The sequence below is a fragment of the Sorangium sp. So ce726 genome (assembly GCF_051521405.1).
Classification (GTDB): domain Bacteria; phylum Myxococcota_A; class Polyangia; order Polyangiales; family Polyangiaceae; genus Sorangium.
In genome coordinates this window covers 8428884-8446979 of the sequence record NZ_CP150349.1, presented here as the reverse complement: position 1 = coordinate 8446979, position 18096 = coordinate 8428884, and the positions used below count along the sequence as shown (strand labels likewise).

At 71.9% G+C, this 18096-nt stretch carries 14 protein-coding genes; 8 read left to right on the top strand and 6 right to left on the bottom strand.

The annotated features are described in order from the left end of the window. Positions 1-106 precede the first annotated feature (106 nt). Complete coding sequence (locus tag WME79_RS31030; RefSeq protein ID WP_437522185.1) at positions 107-880, bottom strand: class I SAM-dependent methyltransferase; 774 nt, start codon at positions 878-880, stop codon at positions 107-109. A gap of 64 nt (positions 881-944) precedes the next feature. After that, positions 945-1388, bottom strand: coding sequence for a hypothetical protein (locus tag WME79_RS31025; protein WP_437522183.1), 444 nt, complete (start codon positions 1386-1388; stop codon positions 945-947). A 492-nt stretch (positions 1389-1880) separates the two neighbouring features. Here WME79_RS31025 and WME79_RS31020 point away from each other — a divergent pair, with 492 nt between their 5' ends. Next, the gene (locus tag WME79_RS31020) at positions 1881-3020 is read left to right on the top strand and encodes a purple acid phosphatase family protein (protein WP_437522181.1); all 1140 of its coding nucleotides are present in this window, start codon (positions 1881-1883) and stop codon (positions 3018-3020) included. A 39-nt stretch (positions 3021-3059) separates the two neighbouring features. Here WME79_RS31020 and plsY read toward each other — a convergent pair whose 3' ends face one another. Continuing rightward, positions 3060-3707 carry a glycerol-3-phosphate 1-O-acyltransferase PlsY gene (gene plsY / locus WME79_RS31015; RefSeq protein ID WP_437522180.1) on the bottom strand — a complete coding sequence of 216 codons (648 nt, stop codon included), beginning with the start codon at positions 3705-3707 and terminating at the stop codon, positions 3060-3062. Between the two features lie 106 nt (positions 3708-3813). Here plsY and WME79_RS31010 point away from each other — a divergent pair, with 106 nt between their 5' ends. From WME79_RS31010 to WME79_RS30990, 5 genes are all read left to right on the top strand, one after another. Further along, positions 3814-5088, top strand: a complete 1275-nt coding sequence (locus tag WME79_RS31010; RefSeq protein WP_437522178.1) for a patatin-like phospholipase family protein — start codon at positions 3814-3816, stop codon at positions 5086-5088. Positions 5089-5230: 142 nt separating this feature from the next. Further along, positions 5231-7450, top strand: a complete 2220-nt coding sequence (locus WME79_RS31005) for an SUMF1/EgtB/PvdO family nonheme iron enzyme (protein ID WP_437522176.1) — start codon at positions 5231-5233, stop codon at positions 7448-7450. 322 nt (positions 7451-7772) lie between these two features. Further along, on the top strand, positions 7773-8396 hold the full coding sequence (locus WME79_RS31000) for an STAS domain-containing protein (protein ID WP_437522174.1): 624 nt from the start codon (positions 7773-7775) through the stop codon (positions 8394-8396). 166 nt (positions 8397-8562) lie between these two features. Further along, a complete protein-coding gene (locus tag WME79_RS30995; RefSeq protein ID WP_437522172.1) occupies positions 8563-9750 on the top strand; it encodes an oxygenase MpaB family protein in 1188 nt (395 codons plus the stop codon). Positions 9751-9872: 122 nt separating this feature from the next. Then, the gene (locus WME79_RS30990) at positions 9873-10775 is read left to right on the top strand and encodes a hypothetical protein (protein WP_437522170.1); all 903 of its coding nucleotides are present in this window, start codon (positions 9873-9875) and stop codon (positions 10773-10775) included. Between the two features lie 80 nt (positions 10776-10855). Here the strand turns inward: WME79_RS30990 and WME79_RS30985 are convergent, their stop codons facing one another. Next, on the bottom strand, positions 10856-11602 hold the full coding sequence (locus WME79_RS30985; protein WP_437522168.1) for an alpha/beta fold hydrolase: 747 nt from the start codon (positions 11600-11602) through the stop codon (positions 10856-10858). A gap of 90 nt (positions 11603-11692) precedes the next feature. On the opposite strand from WME79_RS30985, the gene pgm reads away from it, so the two are divergent. Continuing rightward, complete coding sequence (gene pgm, locus WME79_RS30980) at positions 11693-13339, top strand: phosphoglucomutase (alpha-D-glucose-1,6-bisphosphate-dependent) (RefSeq protein ID WP_437522166.1); 1647 nt, start codon at positions 11693-11695, stop codon at positions 13337-13339. A 99-nt stretch (positions 13340-13438) separates the two neighbouring features. On the opposite strand, the gene WME79_RS30975 is transcribed toward pgm, so the two are convergent. Further along, positions 13439-15775 (bottom strand): DNA polymerase II, encoded by a 2337-nt coding sequence (locus tag WME79_RS30975; protein ID WP_437522164.1) that lies wholly within the window; start codon positions 15773-15775, stop codon positions 13439-13441. A 471-nt stretch (positions 15776-16246) separates the two neighbouring features. Here WME79_RS30975 and WME79_RS30970 point away from each other — a divergent pair, with 471 nt between their 5' ends. After that, the gene (locus WME79_RS30970; protein WP_437522162.1) at positions 16247-16876 is read left to right on the top strand and encodes a DUF4142 domain-containing protein; all 630 of its coding nucleotides are present in this window, start codon (positions 16247-16249) and stop codon (positions 16874-16876) included. A gap of 50 nt (positions 16877-16926) precedes the next feature. Here WME79_RS30970 and WME79_RS30965 read toward each other — a convergent pair whose 3' ends face one another. Further along, positions 16927-18096 carry a zinc-dependent alcohol dehydrogenase gene (locus tag WME79_RS30965; RefSeq protein ID WP_437522160.1) on the bottom strand — a complete coding sequence of 390 codons (1170 nt, stop codon included), beginning with the start codon at positions 18094-18096 and terminating at the stop codon, positions 16927-16929.

The window sequence follows — 18096 nt, the reverse complement described above, 5'->3', positions numbered from 1 at the left end:
CGACGCGCGGCCATCGCCGCGCGACGCGCGGAGGCTCTGCTCGGTCCGCGTCCCGGGGAAGGGATATCGCCCCTCGGGGGCAAGGCCGTAGCGCGAACGGCGAGGCTCATGCGAAGCGGAGGTGGAGGACCGGCGGTGCACCTCTGCCGCGGTGCCGGCCAGGCATCCTGCGCAGGCCGCGGAGCGCTCGCTCGAGCGCCGGCGGAGCGTCGCCCTCGCCGACCGGCCGCAGCCGCGGGTAGCGCGCGACAGAGCCATCCAGGGCCGGGATCTCCAGGCACGCGCGCCCCCGGAGCGGCGCTCGCAGGGGCGGGGACACCCCGTGATCGAGGATGAGCTCCGTCCCTCTCGGGAGGCGCGCGGAGGCCCGCGTGAAGAAGGCGTCGACGAGCTCGCGCGGCTGCCCGGCCAGCGCTCCCTCGGCGATGAGGAGGGTCGGCACGTCGCTCGCGCCGCGGAGGGAATCCATCCAGCCCGTACACGCGATCGAACAGCACCTCGCGAGGGCGTGGCGCTCGGATGCGTGGCAGAGGCGGTGCACGCATTTGAACTCCGCCACGTGGGGCGGATCGAGATCCACCCAGCGGAGCGTCCCGTTGTCGATGCGCGAGAACCGCGTGCAGAGCCCGGCGTTGAGGGCGATGGCGAGGCCGAACGGGTTCCGCTCGAAATAGCGCCTGACGAGCCCGTCGATGATCATGGCGCGCACCGCCGAGGTCCGGAGCGCGCTGGCGTCGAAGCCAGCCGCATCCACGTCGAGCGTGGCCAGCATCGCCTCCGCCCACGGATCGGCGAAGCCGAGATCCGGGAAGCGCACCCGCGCCTCGGCGCGCCCGACCAGCGAGAGCACCGCGTCCCTGGAGACGGCCATGGAGCTCATGAGCCCTCCTTGCATCGCTGGACACGAGGCTGCGCGAGCGCGCGCGCCCCCCGGAGCCGGGGCGTCACGACACCACCCCGCCGTGGCCTCGAACGACCTCGGCGACGAGGGCGAGCTCGAGGCGGATCACCGCGACCCGCTCCGGGAGCTTCGCCTCGACCAGCCCGCCGAGGAGCGTCACGAGCTTGTCGTAATCGGGCGCCTGCGCCTTCCAGTTCGCGATCGGATACGCCTCGTAGAGCCCGCGCGTGAGCCGCGAGGGCGTCAGTATCGAGACGCGCGCCTCCGGGTGCCAGAGCTGCAGGTGCCAGAAGCCGTGCGTGACGAAGTAGTCGAACTTCCGTCCGCTGAAGAGGCGCACCTCCCAGCCCGCGACGACGAGCGCGAGCTCGCGCTCGCGAGGATCGTGCGGCGGCGGAGGCCAGCCCTCCTCGCTCGCGGGCTCCGGCAGGCACGAGAGCCCAGACGGGAGCGGGAGGCCGACAGGAAGCGGTGTGCGAGAGCTCACGAGGCTTCTCCCTGGCGAGCGTCGGACCAGAGGAAAGCGGCGAGCGCTGCGCATCGGTACAGGCTCGGGGCAGGAGGCGTCTCTCGGATCACGTTGGCTCCGTTGTTGATATTGAAAGTGATGTTCAACTTCGATACGCTGTGGTCTCGCTGACGTCAAGCGAAAAGGGGCAGCGTTGGAGGAGGCCGCTCCGAGGGTGGGCGAGGGCATGGGCGCCGGCGGGAGCTCCAGGGGAGCGTGGTCGAGCCCGGGCTTCTGGATCGCCCCGAGGGTTCTGTCGGAAGGGGATGGTGATGCCGGGGGATCCGGATCGGGATCAGCGCGCACGTCGCGGCGACGGCCTCGGCCGGGCCGCGGCGCGGATACCGTGTTGACGCCTGTGTCCGGTCTGGGTGGAAGAGCGGGTGTGTTCGGGATTGCTAGCGCGCCGGGACGAACAAAGCTTTGGGCGGGTGATCATCGGAGACCGGCGTTGGTTACAATGAGCGCTAGATGAAGCCTCGCTGCGCAGCTCGTCCTCTCGCGATCTCCACGAAGTCCCTTGTTGCCCTCGTCCTCTCCGCGTCGCCGGCCGTCTTCGGCGCGGGCTGCGGCGTGGCGGACAGCGTGCCGATCCCGATCGCCGGAGCGCAGGAGGGGACAGGCAATGAGCCGATCGGCACGGGCGCCGCGAGCAGCGGCGCCGGGCCGAGCGGCGGGAGCGCCGCGGACCCCGGAGCGGGCTCGGGCGCGGGGCGCGCCCAGGTCATCGGGGCCGTCGTCTCGCACCATGATGTCGTCAGGATCATCGCTATCGGCGACACCGGCGAGGGAAACCTCGCGCAGAACCAGGTGGCCGATCGGATGAGCGAGAAGTGCATCGACGTCGGGGGCTGTCACGCCGTGATGATGAACGGCGACAATTTCTACGATCACGGCGTGATCGACACGATCGATACGCAGTGGGGCCCCAAGTTCGAGCAGCCCTACGACAGACCGGGGCTGAACGGCCTCCCGTTCTACGCGGTGCTGGGGAACCACGACTACGGCCCCAGCAGCAGCGGCGTGCGGCAAGCGCAGATCGACTATTCGCAGCTGCCCGTGGGCGACGGGCCCGGCATGCGGCTGACCGCCAAGTGGCACATGCCCGCCTCGTATTACGACGTTCGCGTCGGTGACGTCCATCTCTTCGGGATCGATACCGTCGACTTCACCTCCGATGACCAGGCGCGCGACATGAGCGCGCGGGTCGCCGCCTCGGACGCCACGTGGAAGATCGTCTTTGGCCATCACCCCCGCTACACATCCGGAGTTCACGCCTCGGACAACCCGTCGCTCGGGATGAGCGGGATGTACGCCATGCAGCAGGCCATCTACTGCGGGGCCGACATGTATATGGCCGGCCACGACCACAACCTCGAGTTCATCGACAAGGGGCGAGACGAGGGCTGCCCGAACACCTATTTCGCCATCAGCGGCGCTGGCTCGAAGACCCGCCCGGTGTCCTCCTCGGTCCCGACAGAGCGGGGGCAGCTCTTCTTCACGGACAAGACCGAGGGCTTCGCCTATCTGCGGTTCGAGGGGAGGAATCTGCTGTTCGAGTTCATCGACAAACAAGGCGCGGTGATCTTCACGAGGACCATGAGCAAGTGAGCGAGCGCCGCGCTCGGCGGCCGAGCGACGCCGCGGCCGTCAGCGGCGCTCGTCGTCGCGCGGCGGGCCGTCGTGCCCATCGTCGCGCCGCCTCCCGAACGAGATCGTGTTCTCTGTGCCCGCGAGCATCCGCCGGATGTTCGGGATGTGCTTGAGCCAGACGAGCGCGGCGAGGAGCAGCGAGAGGCAGAGGGCCGGGGCGTCCCGCTCGCCGAGGAGCCAGAGCAAGAAGGGCAGGGCGAGGGCGCCTGCGAGGGAGCCGGCCGAGACCATGCGGGTCGCCCGCACGATGAGCGCGAAGATGGCCAGCGTGGCGAGCGTGGACCGCGGCGCCAGCACGAGCAGGACACCGCAGGACGTCGCGACGCCCTTGCCGCCCCGCATCCCGAGGAAGACCGTGTAGTCGTGGCCAAGCACCGCGGTGAGGCCGCCCGCCGCGGCGACCCACCCGCCAGGCGCGACGGAGAGCCACGACGCGAGGGGCCCGGCGACGAGCGCGCCCTTCGCCACATCCGCGGCCAGGACGGCCAGGCCGGGCCCCCAGCCGAAGGCGCGCAAGACGTTCGTCGCGCCGATGTTCCCCGAGCCGACCTCGCGGAGGTCGACCCCTTTGACGAACCGCGCGAAGAGGTAGCCTGTCGGGATCGCTCCGAGGAGGTAGGCAAGGGCCAGGTAGATTGCCGTCATCGGGCGCCTCCCTGCCCGCGCTCACGGGCGGTGTAGCACGCCGCGGCGACGCGTGAAGCGCGCTAAAGGGCCCATGTCGCGATGGCGATCATGGTATTCTGCGAGGATGCCTGACCTGGCGCCCGTCTCGACCCGGAGTGGCCGCGCCCCCAAGATCGCGCTCGTTCTGGCCGGCGGTGCCGCCCGCGGCGCTTACGAGGTCGGCGTGGTGCAGCACATCCTCGAGGACGTCTCGCGCGATCTCGGCCGCGAGGCGCCGCTCGATATCCTGTGCGGCACCTCGGTCGGCGCCATCAACGTCTGTGGGCTCGCCGCGTTCGCGGACGAGGCGCGGAGCCGCGCGCGGCGGCTCGCCGCTGTGTGGACGCGCCTGCGCATCGACGACCTCGTGCGCCTCGACGTGCGCGGCGTGCTCGCGGTCGGGCAGGACCTGCTCCGCGGGGGCGCCGCGAGCGCGCCCTCGAGCGGCCGCGCCGCGCTCCTCGACACGTCGGGCCTCGAGCGGCAGATCGCGGAGGCCGTGCCCTTCGAGCGGATCGACGGCCACCTCGAGAGGGGGCTCCTGTCGGCGCTGACCGTGTCGACGACGCTGGTCAAGAGCGGCCGCACCGTCGTCTTCGTCCACCGCCGCGAGCCCGGCCTGCCGCCCTGGAGCCACGACCCGACGATCTCCCCGCGCGCCACCGCGATCCGCGCGCAGCACGCGCTCGCCTCGTCCGCGCTCCCCATCCTGTTCCGCCCGGTGAACATCGACGGAGAGCTCTACTGCGACGGCGGGCTGCGCCAGAACGTCCCGCTGTCGCCCGCGCGGCGCCTCGGGGCCGACGGCGTGATCGTGGTCAATCCGCGGTACATCGAGCCCGCCTCGAGCGCGGCCGAGCGCGACGCGCCGGGCTTCCCTGGGCCCCTCTTCCTGCTCGGCAAGACGCTGAACGCGCTGATGCTCGACCGGATCGACAACGACCTGGCGCGGCTCGAGAGCATCAACGGGATCCTGGAGGCGGGGCGGCGGCGTTATGGCGAGGGCTTCGTCGGCGAGCTCAACGACGAGCTCGGGCTCCCGCCAGGGCGCGCGCTCCGGCCGCTGCGGTCGCTGCTCATCCGCGCCTCCAAGGACATCGGCAGCCTGGCGGCGGAGTTCGTGCGCTCCCCGGCGTTCCGCGCGCGGGCCACGAGCGTGCTCGGACGCGTGATGCGGCGCCTCGCCGAGGGAGACGAGCAGCGCGAGGCCGACTTCCTGTCTTACCTGCTGTTCGACGGGGATTTCGCCGGGGCGCTCATCGAGATAGGCCGCGCGGACGCGCGCGCGCGGCACGAGGAGCTGTGCGCGTTCTTCGACAGGGCGCTGAGGCCGGGCGGGTTCGAGGAGCGGGCGCCCTGAGGGGGCCTGGAGACACAGGCACGCTCTGGATCCGTCCGGATCCTCTCGGGCGCTGAGGCTCAGACGACGTCGGGGCGCTCGGCGCCTATCTCGGCGCGAGCTCCGCGCGGCCGGGGCGCCCGGTGTAGACTCGCGCCGCGAGATGGCACCTTCGGATCCTTTCGGCTGGGTGGGCGCGACGATCGGCGGCAAGTACCGGCTCGACGCCGTGGTCGGCGAGGGCGGGTTCGGCGTCGTCTACCGCGGCCAGCACCTCGGGTTCGACGAGCCGGTCGCGGTCAAGTGCCTGAAGCTGCTCGGATCGCTGGCCCCGGCGGAGCGCGCGTCGTTCCAGCGAATGCTCCTCGACGAGGGGCGGCTCCTCCACCGCCTCTCCCGGGCGAGCGCCGGCATCGTGCAGGCCCTCGACACCGGCGCCGCGGTCTCGCCGTCGGGCGAGTGGACGCCGTACCTCGTGCTCGAGTGGCTCCATGGCGTGCCGCTCGACCGCGAGATCGCCGAGCGGCGCGCCCGCGGCGAGGCGGCGCGCCCGCTCGCCGAGGCGGTCGCCCTGCTCGCGCCCGCGGCGTACGCGCTCGAGGTCGCGCACGCGCAGGGCGTCGCCCACCGCGACGTCAAGCCGGCCAACCTGTTCCTCGCGGAGATCGGCGGCCGGCGCACGCTGAAGGTCCTCGACTTCGGCATCGCCAAGGTGCTCGGCGAGCTCTCGAGCATGACGCAGGCGATGGCCGAGACGGGGAGCGCGCTCCGGGCCTTCACCGTCCATTACGGCGCGCCGGAGCAGTTTCACCACCGCTTCGGCGCGACCGGGCCGTGGACCGATGTCTTCGCGCTCGCCCTGGTGCTCATCGAGGTCGCCTCGGGCAACCGCGCCCTCCTCGGGAGCGACGTCACGCAGCTCTACATCGCCGCGACCGATCCGGCGTTCCGCCCGAGCCTGAGCGGCGCAGGCGTGAGCGCGCCCGACGCCGTCGAGGCGGTGGTGCGCCGCGCGCTCGCGATCGACCCGCGGGAGCGCTACCGCACCGCAGGCGAGCTCTGGGGAGCGCTCGAGGCTGCGATGGCGGCGGCCGCGCCCGCCGGCGCGGTCGCGCTCGCAGCGGGCAGCCCGCCTGCGGGCGCGGCGCCCGGCGCTGCGGCGCTGGGCGTGGCGGGGACGGAGCGCGTTGCCGCTGGCCCTGCCGCGCCGGGCCTGGCGGACACGGCGCACACGCCGGCCGCGCTCCCTGCGCGTGAAGGCGGCGCGCTCGCGTCCACGTCCATCGACGGCGCGCTTGCGTCCGCAGGCGGCGCGCCTGTGCCCCCCGGGAACGCGCCCGCTGGCGCGCCGCCCACGTCCGTCGGTGCGCCGCCCACGCCGTCCCTCACGACGATGCGCGGCCTGGCGACGAGCGCGCCGCCGCAGGCAGCCCCGCATCCGGGGTCGCCCCCTCCCGAGCCCCAGGTCGCCACGGCCGCTCCGCGGCGGCGTCTATTGCCCGCGCTCGTCTCGGCGGTCGCGCTGGCCGCGGCCGGCGCAGGCGCCGTCGCGTTCGTCCGCCATCGCGCCCCCGACGACGCGCGGCCGGCACGCGCGCTCGGCGGCCTGACCGCGCCCCCGACAAAGGCGCCGCCCCCGCCCGATATGGTCCGGATGCCGGCGGGCCGCTTCACGATGGGCAGCGCGAAGGGCGGCAAATCCGAGCGCCCGCCCCACGAGGTGACGTTGACCCGCGCGTTCGACGTCGATCGCACCGAGGTGACGGTCGCCGCTTACCAGCGCTGCGTCGAGGCAGGCCGATGCACGCCGAGCGGCCTGCACGGCCCCCGCACGACCGACGCCGACGTCGAGCAGCGAGGCGCGCTCTGCACCGCGGAGGATCCCGCGAAGTCGCAACACCCGATCTCGTGCGTCGACCAGGCGCAGGCGGCCGCGTACTGCGCCTTTGCCGGCAAGCGGCTCCCGACCGAGGCCGAGTGGGAATACGCCGCGCGCGGCGCCGACGGCCGCGAGTATCCGTGGGGCAACGAGGCGCCAGGGTGCGCGCACGCGGTCGTGTCTCGGCCTCCTGGGCAGGGGTGCGGCGGGCGCGGCAAGGGCACGCAGGAGGTCGGCTCGGCCAAGGCCGGAGCGAGCTCGGCGGGCGCGCTCGACATGGCGGGCAATGTCTGGGAGTGGGTGGCCGACGGCTGGGACCCAGGCGTGTATGCCAGAGGCGCCCAGACAGATCCCCAGGTGCCGGCGACCGGCAGCAGGGGCGTGCTCCGGGGTGGATCGTGGGACTTCTCCGCTAGCACGGCAAAAGCGACGTTCCGGCTGGCGTATGATCGTGAGGCAGGTGACGTCTCGACCGGGTTTCGCTGCGTTCGCTCGGTCGATTGAACATGAGGTCGCCAGAGCGGGCAGCGGGAAGCGCGGATCGGCCGGCCAGGCTCATTTCAGCCGCGCCGGGGATAGGCTATCTATCCCATCTTGGTCGAACGTCGATTCACACGCCCGAGCGCGAGGTAGGATGTTGGGATAGGTAGAGCTGTGCGATCGGGCGCACGAGGCCAGGTCACCGCGAGCACGGCCTCATGCGGGCCGGCGAGGTCGATCCCGCGCATGAGCCCGGTGACTCCGCTTCCTCACCGGTCAACCCCTGCTGCGTCCACAGGAGCCCATGCAAGAATCCGAGAACATGATCTCCATCGAGGAAGGCCGAATGCAACGCGTCATCGATGCGGTTGCGCTCGCGTCCACGGGAGAGGTCGAGCTCGCGCTGAAGCAGCTGGCGGCGGTCGAACACGACGCCTTCGGGGTGATCGAGGAGGCTCTGCGCGTCTTTCTCTCCGAGCTCTCCGTGACCACGCAGCAGAAGAGCCAGGCGCTCGCCGCGCTCGCCGCCTCGAAGCGCGAGCTCGAGCATCAGCTCGACACCATCCAGCGCCAGGAGAGCGCCATCCGGGAGCTCTCGGTGCCGATCATCGATATATGGCACGGCATCCTCACGCTTCCGCTCGTCGGGCTGTTCGACTCGATGCGCGCCGTCGAGGTGACCGAGCGGCTCCTCGTGCGCGTGGCGGAAGACAGCGACGTCGAGTGGGTGATCCTCGATCTGACCGGCGTCACGCTCATCGACTCCATGACCGCCCAGCACCTCATCAAGCTGGCCCAGGCGGTGCAGCTCCTCGGCGCGCGCTGCGTCCTCACCGGCCTGGGCGGTCATGTCGCGGAGACGCTCGTCACGATCGGCGTCGCGCTCGATGAGCTGAACCCGATGCGCAGCCTGCGCGAGGGGCTCAGGTTCTGCCTTGCGCAGCGGGGGCGCACGATCTCACCGCGGTGATCCGCGGAGCTCCGGTCCGCGCGCGGCGTCGCACACGACGGAGCGCTGCGCCGCAGCGACGCGCCGCGGTGGAGCGCGCCTTTGTGATCCTGCCGGCGTGATCGATCGTACGACGTCGCCTTTGCGGAGCGCAGCCGGTGTGCCAAGGGATATTCTGTTCCATCGCATGGAGAACGCGACGATCCCCGCTCGCTTCCAGGACACCGCAGACGCCCGTCGTCGCTTCGGCGACCAGCTCGATCGACTGGGGCCCTTCCTGCTCCGCGTCGATCCGGTCGCCGACGCCGTCATGGACGCGTTCGCGTCGATGCCCCCGGGCCAGGGCTTCCGCCTCCTGGAGGCTGCCCTCGCGCGCGGCATCGACGATGACCGCGCGGTGAAAGAAGCCCCGGCCGAGCTGCGAGCGCTCTTCGCGTCGATCGATCACGTGCCCCTCTGGGTGGACTGGGAGGCGGTGAACCGCGGCGGGGCGGCGTTCCTGCGCACGGGCGCGCTCGGCGGGATCCTGCTCGGGATGCAGTCGCTCATCCTCGGGTACGCGTCGCCCGGCGGGAACAAACCGCTCGTCTTCTCGGGGAGGCTCCGTGAACAGGCCGAGCGCCGCCTCGCCGAGACGAGCCGGTTCGTCTACGCCGTGAGCCAGGCGAACGGAATGCGCCGCTCCGGCGAGGGCTTTGCGATCACCGTCAAGGTCCGCATCATGCACGCGCAGGTACGGCGCCTCATCCGCGCGAGCGGCCGGTGGCAGACGGCCCTCTGGGGCGAGCCGATCAACCAGCACGACATGGTGGCGACGGCGCTGCTCTTCTCGGTCGCGGTCATCGACGGCCTCGACAAGCTCGCCTACCGCTTCGCGCCCGCCCAGAGAGAGGACCTCGTCCACCTCTGGCGCTACGTGGCCCACGTCATCGGCGTCGAGCCGGAGCTCATCCCCGGGTCCTACGCCGAGGCGCGACGGCTGGCCGAGATGATCTTCGCGACGCAGGGCGCGCCGGACCACGACTCGCGCATGCTCGTGGACGCGCTGCTCACCCGCAGGGTGCGCAGCGCGCGAACCGACGGAGAGCGCCGGAGCGCCGAGCGGTTCATGGCCATCTCCTGCGGCCTCTCCCGGGCCGTGCTGGGCGACGAGCTCGCCGAGCAGCTCGGCGTTGCCCGGCAGCGCTTGCCCCTCGTCGTGCCGCTGCTTCGCGCGGTCGCCGCCGCTTCGAGCCGCGCGCACGCGCTGCCGCCGCTGCAGGATCTCGCGCTCGACCTCGGCGACCTCCGCTGGCGGCGCGTCATCTCCATGGGTCTCGGCGGCCGCCCGGCCGACTTCGCGCCTCCGGAGCGCCTCGCCGGCAGCGGCACCTGAGCGGTCGCGCCGCTCGCGGGGCGAAGCGGCTGCGGCGCCGGATGTCCAGGGCGATGGCGCAGGAGCGGGCTCGGCAGTCGGGGTTGAACCGCCCTCCGGTTCTGCGGTACGAGACCTCCGGCATGGAGATCATCCCTTACGGCGGTTGGAAGCGCGCCGCGCGCCTCGTCTGCGGCGACACGGAGCTCGTCGTCACGCTCGACGTCGGCCCGCGGATCATCCGGTACGGCGTCATCGGCGGTCCGAACGAGTTCTCCGAGATCCCCGAGGACATGGGCGCGACAGGCGGGACCCACTACAGGTTCTACGGCGGTCACCGGCTCTGGATCGGCCCCGAGGACGAGCAGCGGACGTTGCAGCCCGACAACGATCCGGTCGAGCACCGGGAGGAGAACGGCGCGCTCGTGCTCCGCACCGCGCCGGACAGGTACGGAATGCAGAAGGAGGTCCGCATCGCGGCGGACGCCGCGGCGGGCAGGTTCGTCATCGATCATGCGATCGAGAACCACAGCGCTTATGCCGTCGAGTTCACCCCGTGGGCGCTCTCCGTGATGGCGGGCGGCGGCGAGTGCCTGTTCCCGCACGCGCCGTTCTTCCCGCACCCCGATCGCGTCTTGCCGGCGCGGCCGCTCGTGCTGTGGTCGTACACCGACATGGCCGAGCCCCGGTGGACCTGGGGCAAGCGCGTGATCCGCCTGCGGCAGGTCGCGGGCAAGGGCCCGCAGAAGGTGGGTACGCTCGTGACCCAGGGCTACGCGGCGTACGCGAACCACAGGAACGTGTTCCTGAAGCGGTTCCCGTTCATCGAGGGCGCCACGTACCCGGACATGGGGTGCAACTTCGAGACGTTCACGAACGCGGACATGCTCGAGGTCGAGTCGCTCGGCCCGCTGCAGCGCGTGGAGCCCGGCGCCCGCGCGGAGCACCGGGAGGCGTGGTATCTGCTCAAGGGCGTTCAGCCGCCCGCCGAGGACGGCGCGTGCGCGGACTGGCTCGAGGCGGCGGCGCAGGCGCGGCCGCTGTGACCCGCTGCTCCTGAGCGCGCGGCGGTCGGGCCCTCCTCGCCGCCGTCCACTGCGCCGCCGCGGGCGGCGGCGAGCGGCGCTCAGGCCTCCACCTTGCTGGCCGCGCGCCTCAGAAAGCCCTCGATCGCTCGCGCCGACGCCTCCGGCGCGAGCTGCAGCACGAGGTGCGGAGCGTCGACCGTGACGCACTCGAGATCGGGCCGCATGCGGCGGAGCTCGCGCAGCACGCGCGGCGGCACCAGCGTGTCGCCCGCGGCGCCCAGGTAGAGCAGCGGCGCGGCGCAGCCCTGGAGCGCCGCGCGGGCGTCCACCGAGAGCACCTCGCGCACGCGCGCCGCCATCACCGCGGGATCGACGGTCTCGACGTTCGCGGCCACGCGCTCCAGCCACGCGGCGGAGGCGCGCGCGCCGACGAGGTAGCGGCGCGAGACGAGCTCCGGCGCGCGGCGGCGGAAGAGCCACGGGCCGACGAGGTGCCGCGCGAGCGACGGGACGGGCCACACCGGGTTCGTGACGAAGGTGGCCACGAGCACCACGCCGACGAGCTGCCCGGCGCTCCGGCAGGCCAGGCGGAGCGCGAGCGGCCCCGAGAACGACTCGCCGAGCAGCGCATACGGCCCGTCCGCGGGCAGGCGCGCCGCGACCAGCTCCTCGAGCGCGTCGTAATCGAGCGCCCTGTCCGCAGGGTAGGAGATGACCTCTGGCGCGATGTCGGCGGGCAGCGTCGAGAGGAACGGCTCGAAGAGCGCGCCGGTGCCGTCGAGGCCGGGGAGGAGCAGCAGCCGGAGCGGCGCGGTCACGGGCGAGAGGATCGCCGAGCATCCCACGCGCGGCAATCCAGCCGCGCCCCTGCGCGGCGCCCGGGGCGCACCGTGGAAGGGTTGGCTCGTCCCGCGCGCTCGACTATGCGGAGGCTCATGCCGCTCCACCCCCTCGCAGGCCGCAAAGCCCCTCCCGATGTGCTGATCGATCCCGACACGCTGCGCGCGCAGTACTATAGCGAGCGCCCCGACATGGGCGACCCGCAGCAGCGCGTCGCCTTCGGCACCTCCGGCCACCGCGGCTCGGCCGCCCGGCGCAGCTTCAATGAGGCGCACGTCCTCGCGATCGCGCAGGCCATCTGCGACTACCGCGCGAAGCAGGGCACGACGGGCTCGCTCTACCTCGGCATGGACACGCACGCGCTCTCGGAGCCGGCGCAGCGCAGCGTCATCGAGGTCTTCGCGGCCAACGGCGTCGACGTCCTCATCGCCGAGCGGAACGGCGTCACGCCGACGCCGGCCATCTCGCACGCGATCCTCACGGCCAACCGCGGGCGCACCTCGGGGCTCGCGGACGGCGTGGTGATCACGCCGTCGCACAACCCGCCCGACGACGGCGGCATCAAGTACAACCCGCCGAACGGCGGGCCGGCCGACACCGCCGTCACCGGCTGGATCGAGGATCGCGCCAACGAGCTGCTCCGCGCCGACAACGCGGGCGTGAAGCGCACGCCCTACGAGGCCGCGCTGCACGCGCCGACGACCCACCCGTACGATTTCATCGGCCCCTACGTCGCCGATCTCGGCAACGTGGTCGATCTCGAGGCCGTCCGCGGCGCGAAGCTGCGCATCGGCGTCGACCCGCTCGGCGGCTCGAACATCGCGTACTGGGCGCCGATCGCCGAGAAATTCGGGCTGGACATCACGGTGGTGAACCAGGCCGTCGACCCGACCTTCAGCTTCATGCCCCTCGATCACGACGGCAAGATCCGCATGGACTGCTCGTCGCCGCACGCGATGGCGAACCTCATCGCGCTCAAGGACGACTACGATCTCGCGTTCGGCAACGACGCCGACTCGGATCGCCACGGCATCGTCACGCGCAGCGCCGGGCTGATGAACCCGAACCATTACCTCGCCGTGGCGGTGTCCTACCTCTTCCGGAACCGCCCGCTCTGGCGGCCCGACGCGGCCGTGGGCAAGACGCTCGTCTCGAGCAGCATGATCGATCGGGTGGCGAAGGACCTCGGCCGCCCGCTCCGCGAGGTGCCGGTCGGCTTCAAGTGGTTCGTCGACGGGCTGCTCGACGGCTCGCTCGGCTTCGGCGGCGAGGAGAGCGCGGGCGCCTCGTTCCTGCGGAAGAACGGGCAGGTGTGGTCGACGGACAAGGACGGTATCCTCCTCGACCTGCTCGCCGCCGAGATCCTCGCCCGCACCGGGCGCGACCCGGCCGAGCATTACCGCGACCTCACCGCGCGGTTCGGCGCGCCGATCTACACGCGCATCGACGCGCCGGCCACGCCGAGCCAGAAGAGCGTGCTCAAGAAGCTCTCCCCCGACGCGGTGCGCGCCACGACCCTCGCGGGTGAGCCGATCACCGCGAAGCTCACGCGCGCGCCCGGCAACGGCGGCGAGATCGGCGGGCTCAAGGTCGTCGCGGAGAACGGCTGGTTCGCCGCGCGGCCCTCGGGCACCGAGGACGTCTACAAGATCTACGCGGAGAGCTTCAAGGACCAGGCGCACCTGGATCGCGTGCTCGACGAGGCGCGCGCGATGGTCACCGACGCGCTGTCAGCCAAGTGAGCTTCCCGGGCGCGCCCGCGAACTCTTGATCTCCCGGCGCTCCTCCGGGGATCTCGCGGCCGCCCGCCCCCGGATTCGCCTCGTGTGACCAGCGCCGGGTCAGAACAGCGACAGCTGCCGCCGCGCGCCCGTCATCTCATCGAAATCGGCCCCGCCCAGCCAGCGCAGCACCGAGTCCGCGATCGGCTTGAGCTGCTGCGACACATAATGATCGTAGTCCGGCGGCGCCGTCGTCTGGCCCGCCGGCTCCGGGCCAGCGCGCGTGATCACATAGGCCACGATCCGCCCCGCGTCCCCGCCCAGCTTGCGGGCCGCCTTCACGTGCGGCGGCGTCGTCTTCGTGTAAGCGCCGAGCGGCTTCCTCAGCGCCTTCTTGTACACGAGCTCCGCGTCGAACCGCCCCGCGCGGAGCTCCGTCACGAAGCTCCGCACGAAGCCCTCCACCGGGCGATCGTGGAAGACCAGGTCGAGCAGCTCCCGCTGGAAGCGCCGCGCTACCGCGCTCGCGTCGCGCCGGACCGCCTCGAGCCCGACGATCTCGAGCTTGTCGCCGCCCTCCCCGGCGACCAGACCGGCATAGCGCTTCTTGCTGCCCTGCGCGGCGCCGCGCAGCTCGGGCAGGAGAAAGCGCGAATAGACCTTCTCGAACTCCAGCTCCAGCCGGCTCTCGCAGCCGAACGCCCTCGCGATCTCGGCGGCGACCGACCCGGAGATGGCGTCGCGGAGCTCCTCGGCCCGGGTGATGGCGCGCGCCGCGTCCGGCTCGCCGATGTCGACGAAGAGAGAGTCGGTGTCTCCGTAGAGCACCCGGTGCCCGGCCCTCCGCACCGCATCGGCCGTGATCGTGATGACGTGCTGCCCGGCGCGCGTGATGGCGTTCGCGACCTCCGGGGAGAACAGGCGCGACGCGGGAGAGCCGAGCACGCCGAAGAGCGAGTTCATGAGGATCTTGATGGCCATCGCGCCCCGCTCGTCGCCCGCCCGCCGCGCGTCGGCCCGCTCGTCCCAGAGGCGCGCGACGAGCTCGGGCAAGATGCCCGGCTCGCCGCGCCGGAAGGCCGCGCCGCCCGGCGTCATGATGAGCGCCTCGGGCGGCCCGGCGCCCCGGGCGACGAACGTCAGCGGGTCGATGTTGAAGGTGCGAATGAGGCTCGGATAGAGGCTCTTGTAATCGTACACAACGATGTTGCGGTAGAGCCCCGGGAGCGAATCGAGCACCAGGCCGCCGGCGATCTCCGCCTCTCCCTCCGGCCCCTCCCTCGACACCGACGGCGCGACCTTGCCGCGGGCGCGGAGCGCGGGCAGGTAGAGCGAGTCGATCGCGGCGATCTGCGCCCCCACGCGGTCGAGCTGCATGCCGGTGAGCAGGCTCCTCCGCACCGAGAGCTCGATGAGCCCCGTCTTCTCCAGCAGATCCCGGACGAGGCGCGCGTCCTCGAGGTTGTACTCCGCGAGCCGCGCCGGGTCGTCGCGGTACGACGCCTCGATCTGCTCGCCCCGGTCGTCTGGCCCGAACAGCTTGCCGCGCCCGAGGATCGTCCGAGCGGCGGTCTCGAGGCGGTAATCGTCGAGCCGCAGGAAGGCGCCGCGGAGGAGCGCGAGGCCGTCGAGCACCACCCGCCCCGGCAGGACGGCGCGCGCCTCGCGCGAGAAGCCCGGATCGCGCAGGATCGCGATCTCGTCATCGCCCCTCCCGAGCGCACACAGGAGCCCGGCGCGCCGGCAATAGCGCTGGAGCGCGGGCAGATCGAAATCCGGGATGTTCCAGCCGGTGAGGACGTCGGGGTCCGCCTGGGCGACGAGCTCGAGGAAGCGCTCGAGGAGCATCCGCTCGTCAGGGAAGCGCTCGACGAAGGCGGGCAGCCCGCCGGGCACCGGCTCGTCGCGGACGAGGAGGCAGCGCTCGCCGCCCGCGCCCGCCAAGGCGATGGCATAGAGGTGCTCGCCGTCGAGGCTCGTCTCGATATCGAGCGAGAGCACGCGGAGGCGGGGCACGAAGCTCGCGGGGACGAGCGTGGGATTGCGGTACACGCGCCCGACGCCCGGGCGGAGCTCGAAAGGCCCGGAGACCGCGAACGCCCCGCGGATGCCGCGATCGATGAGAAAGCGGTAGGGAAAGCGCACGTCCGCCTCGAGGGCGTCGGCGCCGGCCTCGGCCAGCCTCTCCCGCAGGGCCGCGACGTCCCGCGGGAGCGCGGCGTGGACGCGCAGGACCGGCTCTCCGTCGAGCGTCTCGAGCGCCTCCGGGGAGACGCGGCGGTCCGCGAGCCGCCGCGCGACGTCCTCGTCGCGGGCGCGCACGAAGAAGTAGGGCCTGAACCTGTCCTCGATGACGAGCGCCGGCGCGCCGTCTTCCATCACCGCGTGGAGATGGATCTCCGGGCACCCGGCGACGACCCGGGTTGTGGGCGTGAGGATGAAGCCGCGGTCAGGCATGTGCGAATTCGCGGAGGCCCCCGGGCGAGCTCTTCACCAGCGCGCGAGGCGGCCCGGGGGCCGCTCCACGCTTCACTTGACCACCGGGACCGGCGCCCCGCAAGCCCCTCTCGTGCCTGGGCGCAGGGGATTTCCCGGAGGAGCGCGATTGCCGAGGGAGCCGGGCCTCCGCCGGAGAGGGCGCCTTTCGAGGAGGCGAGCGCCTTTGTAGGGTTGCACGCTCGATTCCACGGGGGATGGCTGGCTTGATGGGTTTGACGTGGAATCCCGAGATACGGCGCGGACGACTCCCCGGGTGTGCGTCGATCGCCCCGCGAGCGCGCCCGCGCGCAGCGCCATGAGCAGGGCAGTCCCGCGGATTACGTCGAGAGCGGGTCCGCCGCTTGCTTGACGTTCGAGACGTCGTGAGCCGCGGGCATCCACGGATCGGCCCGTGAAGCGCGCCGCGGAAATCCAGGAAGGGAATCCACCATGATGCGCCATCATTTCAAGCATCGCGTCGCGGTGATCGCCGCGCTCGCCGCGAGCGTCATCGGCAGCTCCGCGCACGCGGGTGGGCGGGGAGGCTACGTCCATCAGGGCGCGCAGATCTCCCAGCAGCAGCAGAGGCCGCAGAAGGCGAGAATGCAGCCCGCGGAGACACGGGTATCGGACGGCGCCCTCGCCAGGGTGATCTCCGCGGCCAACCAGGGTGAGATTGCCCATGCGAAGATCGCCATCGAGCTGGCGAAGTCGCGCGAGGTGAAGGACTTCGCCAGGGAGATGCTCGAGGCCCACACCCAGGCGGAGAACCAGCTGGGCGCGCTCCTCGGGCGCCTCGGGATCAAGGCGGAGCCGACGCGCGCGAGCGCCCTGCTCGCCGCGCACTCGGCCATCATCGCGGCGCACCTCCGCAGGCAGCCGGCCGAGAAGTTCGACCAGGAGTACATGGCCATCCAGGTGAGGATGCACAGCTATGCCGTGCGGATCCTGGACGAGCAGGTCATCCCGAGGGTGAAAGATCAGGAGCTGAAGCAGGAGCTCCAGCACATTCGCGACGCGGCGGCGAACCACCTGAAGCGGGCGCAGGCCATCCAGGCGACGCTGGCGGAGGGGCAGTAGCCCTAGATCCTGCGCGGCGGCCTCGCGAGGGCGCGGCGGCCTCGCCAGGGTCAGGGGGCGAACACCGCGCGCATGCACGCCTCTGCGCGCGCCTCGAAGAGGCGGTATCCGCGCGGCCCGTCGTCGAGGCACATCCGGTGCGTCAGGAGGTACGACGGATCGATGTCGCCGCGCTGAATGTGATCGAGCAGCCGCGGGATGTACCGCTGTCCGTGCTGCTGGCCGGTCCTGACGATGAGCGCCTTGTTCATGAGCGCGCCGAGCGGGATCTTGTCGGCGAACCCGGAATAGACGCCCACGATGGACACCGTGCCGCCCTTGCGGCAGGCGAGCATCGCCTCGCGCAGCACGAGCGGGCGGTCGCTCTGCATCCGGAACGCCTGCTTCACCCGATCGACCGCGTGCTGCAGGCCCGTTCCATCGGCTTCCATGCCCACCGCGTCGATGCAGGCGTCGGGGCCGCGCCCGCCGGTCATCTCGCGGAGCGCCTCCTGGACGTCGACCTCGGCGTAGTTGATGGCGTCGGCGCCCCCGCGCGCCTTCGCCATCGCCAGGCGGTCCGCGATCCGGTCGATCGCGATGACGCGCTCGGCGCCGAGGAGATAGGCGCTCTTGATCGCCATCTGACCGACGCCCCCGCACCCCCAGACGGCGACGACCTGGCCCGGGCGGATGTCGCAGAGCTCGGCCGCCATGTAGCCCGTCGAGAGCGCGTCGGAGGCGAACAGGGCGCTCTCGTCCGGCACCCCGTCGGGGACCTTGAACGCGCCGTGATCCGCGAACGGCACGCGCACGTACTCGGCGTGGCTCCCCGCGAAGCCCCCGAAAGCATGCGAGTAGCCGAAGATCGCGGCTGTCGTGTCCCCGAACACCCTGTCCGTCACCACGTGATGAGGATTCGAGTTTTCGCAGAGCGACCACAGCTCGCGCTGGCAATACGCGCACCGCCCACACCCGATGATGGACGACACGACGACGCGATCGCCCCGCTGAACCCGCTTCACCTCCGCGCCGGTCGCCACGACCTCGCCGAGGAACTCGTGCCCGAGGATGTCGCCCTGCTTCATCGTCGGGACGTACCCGTGCAGCAGGTGCAGATCCGAGCCGCAGACTGACGACAGCGAGACGCGGACGATGGCGTCGTGCGGGCTGATGAGCTTCGGCTCGGGCACCGACTCCACGACGATGTCATCCACCCCGTTCCAGCAGATCGCGCGCAT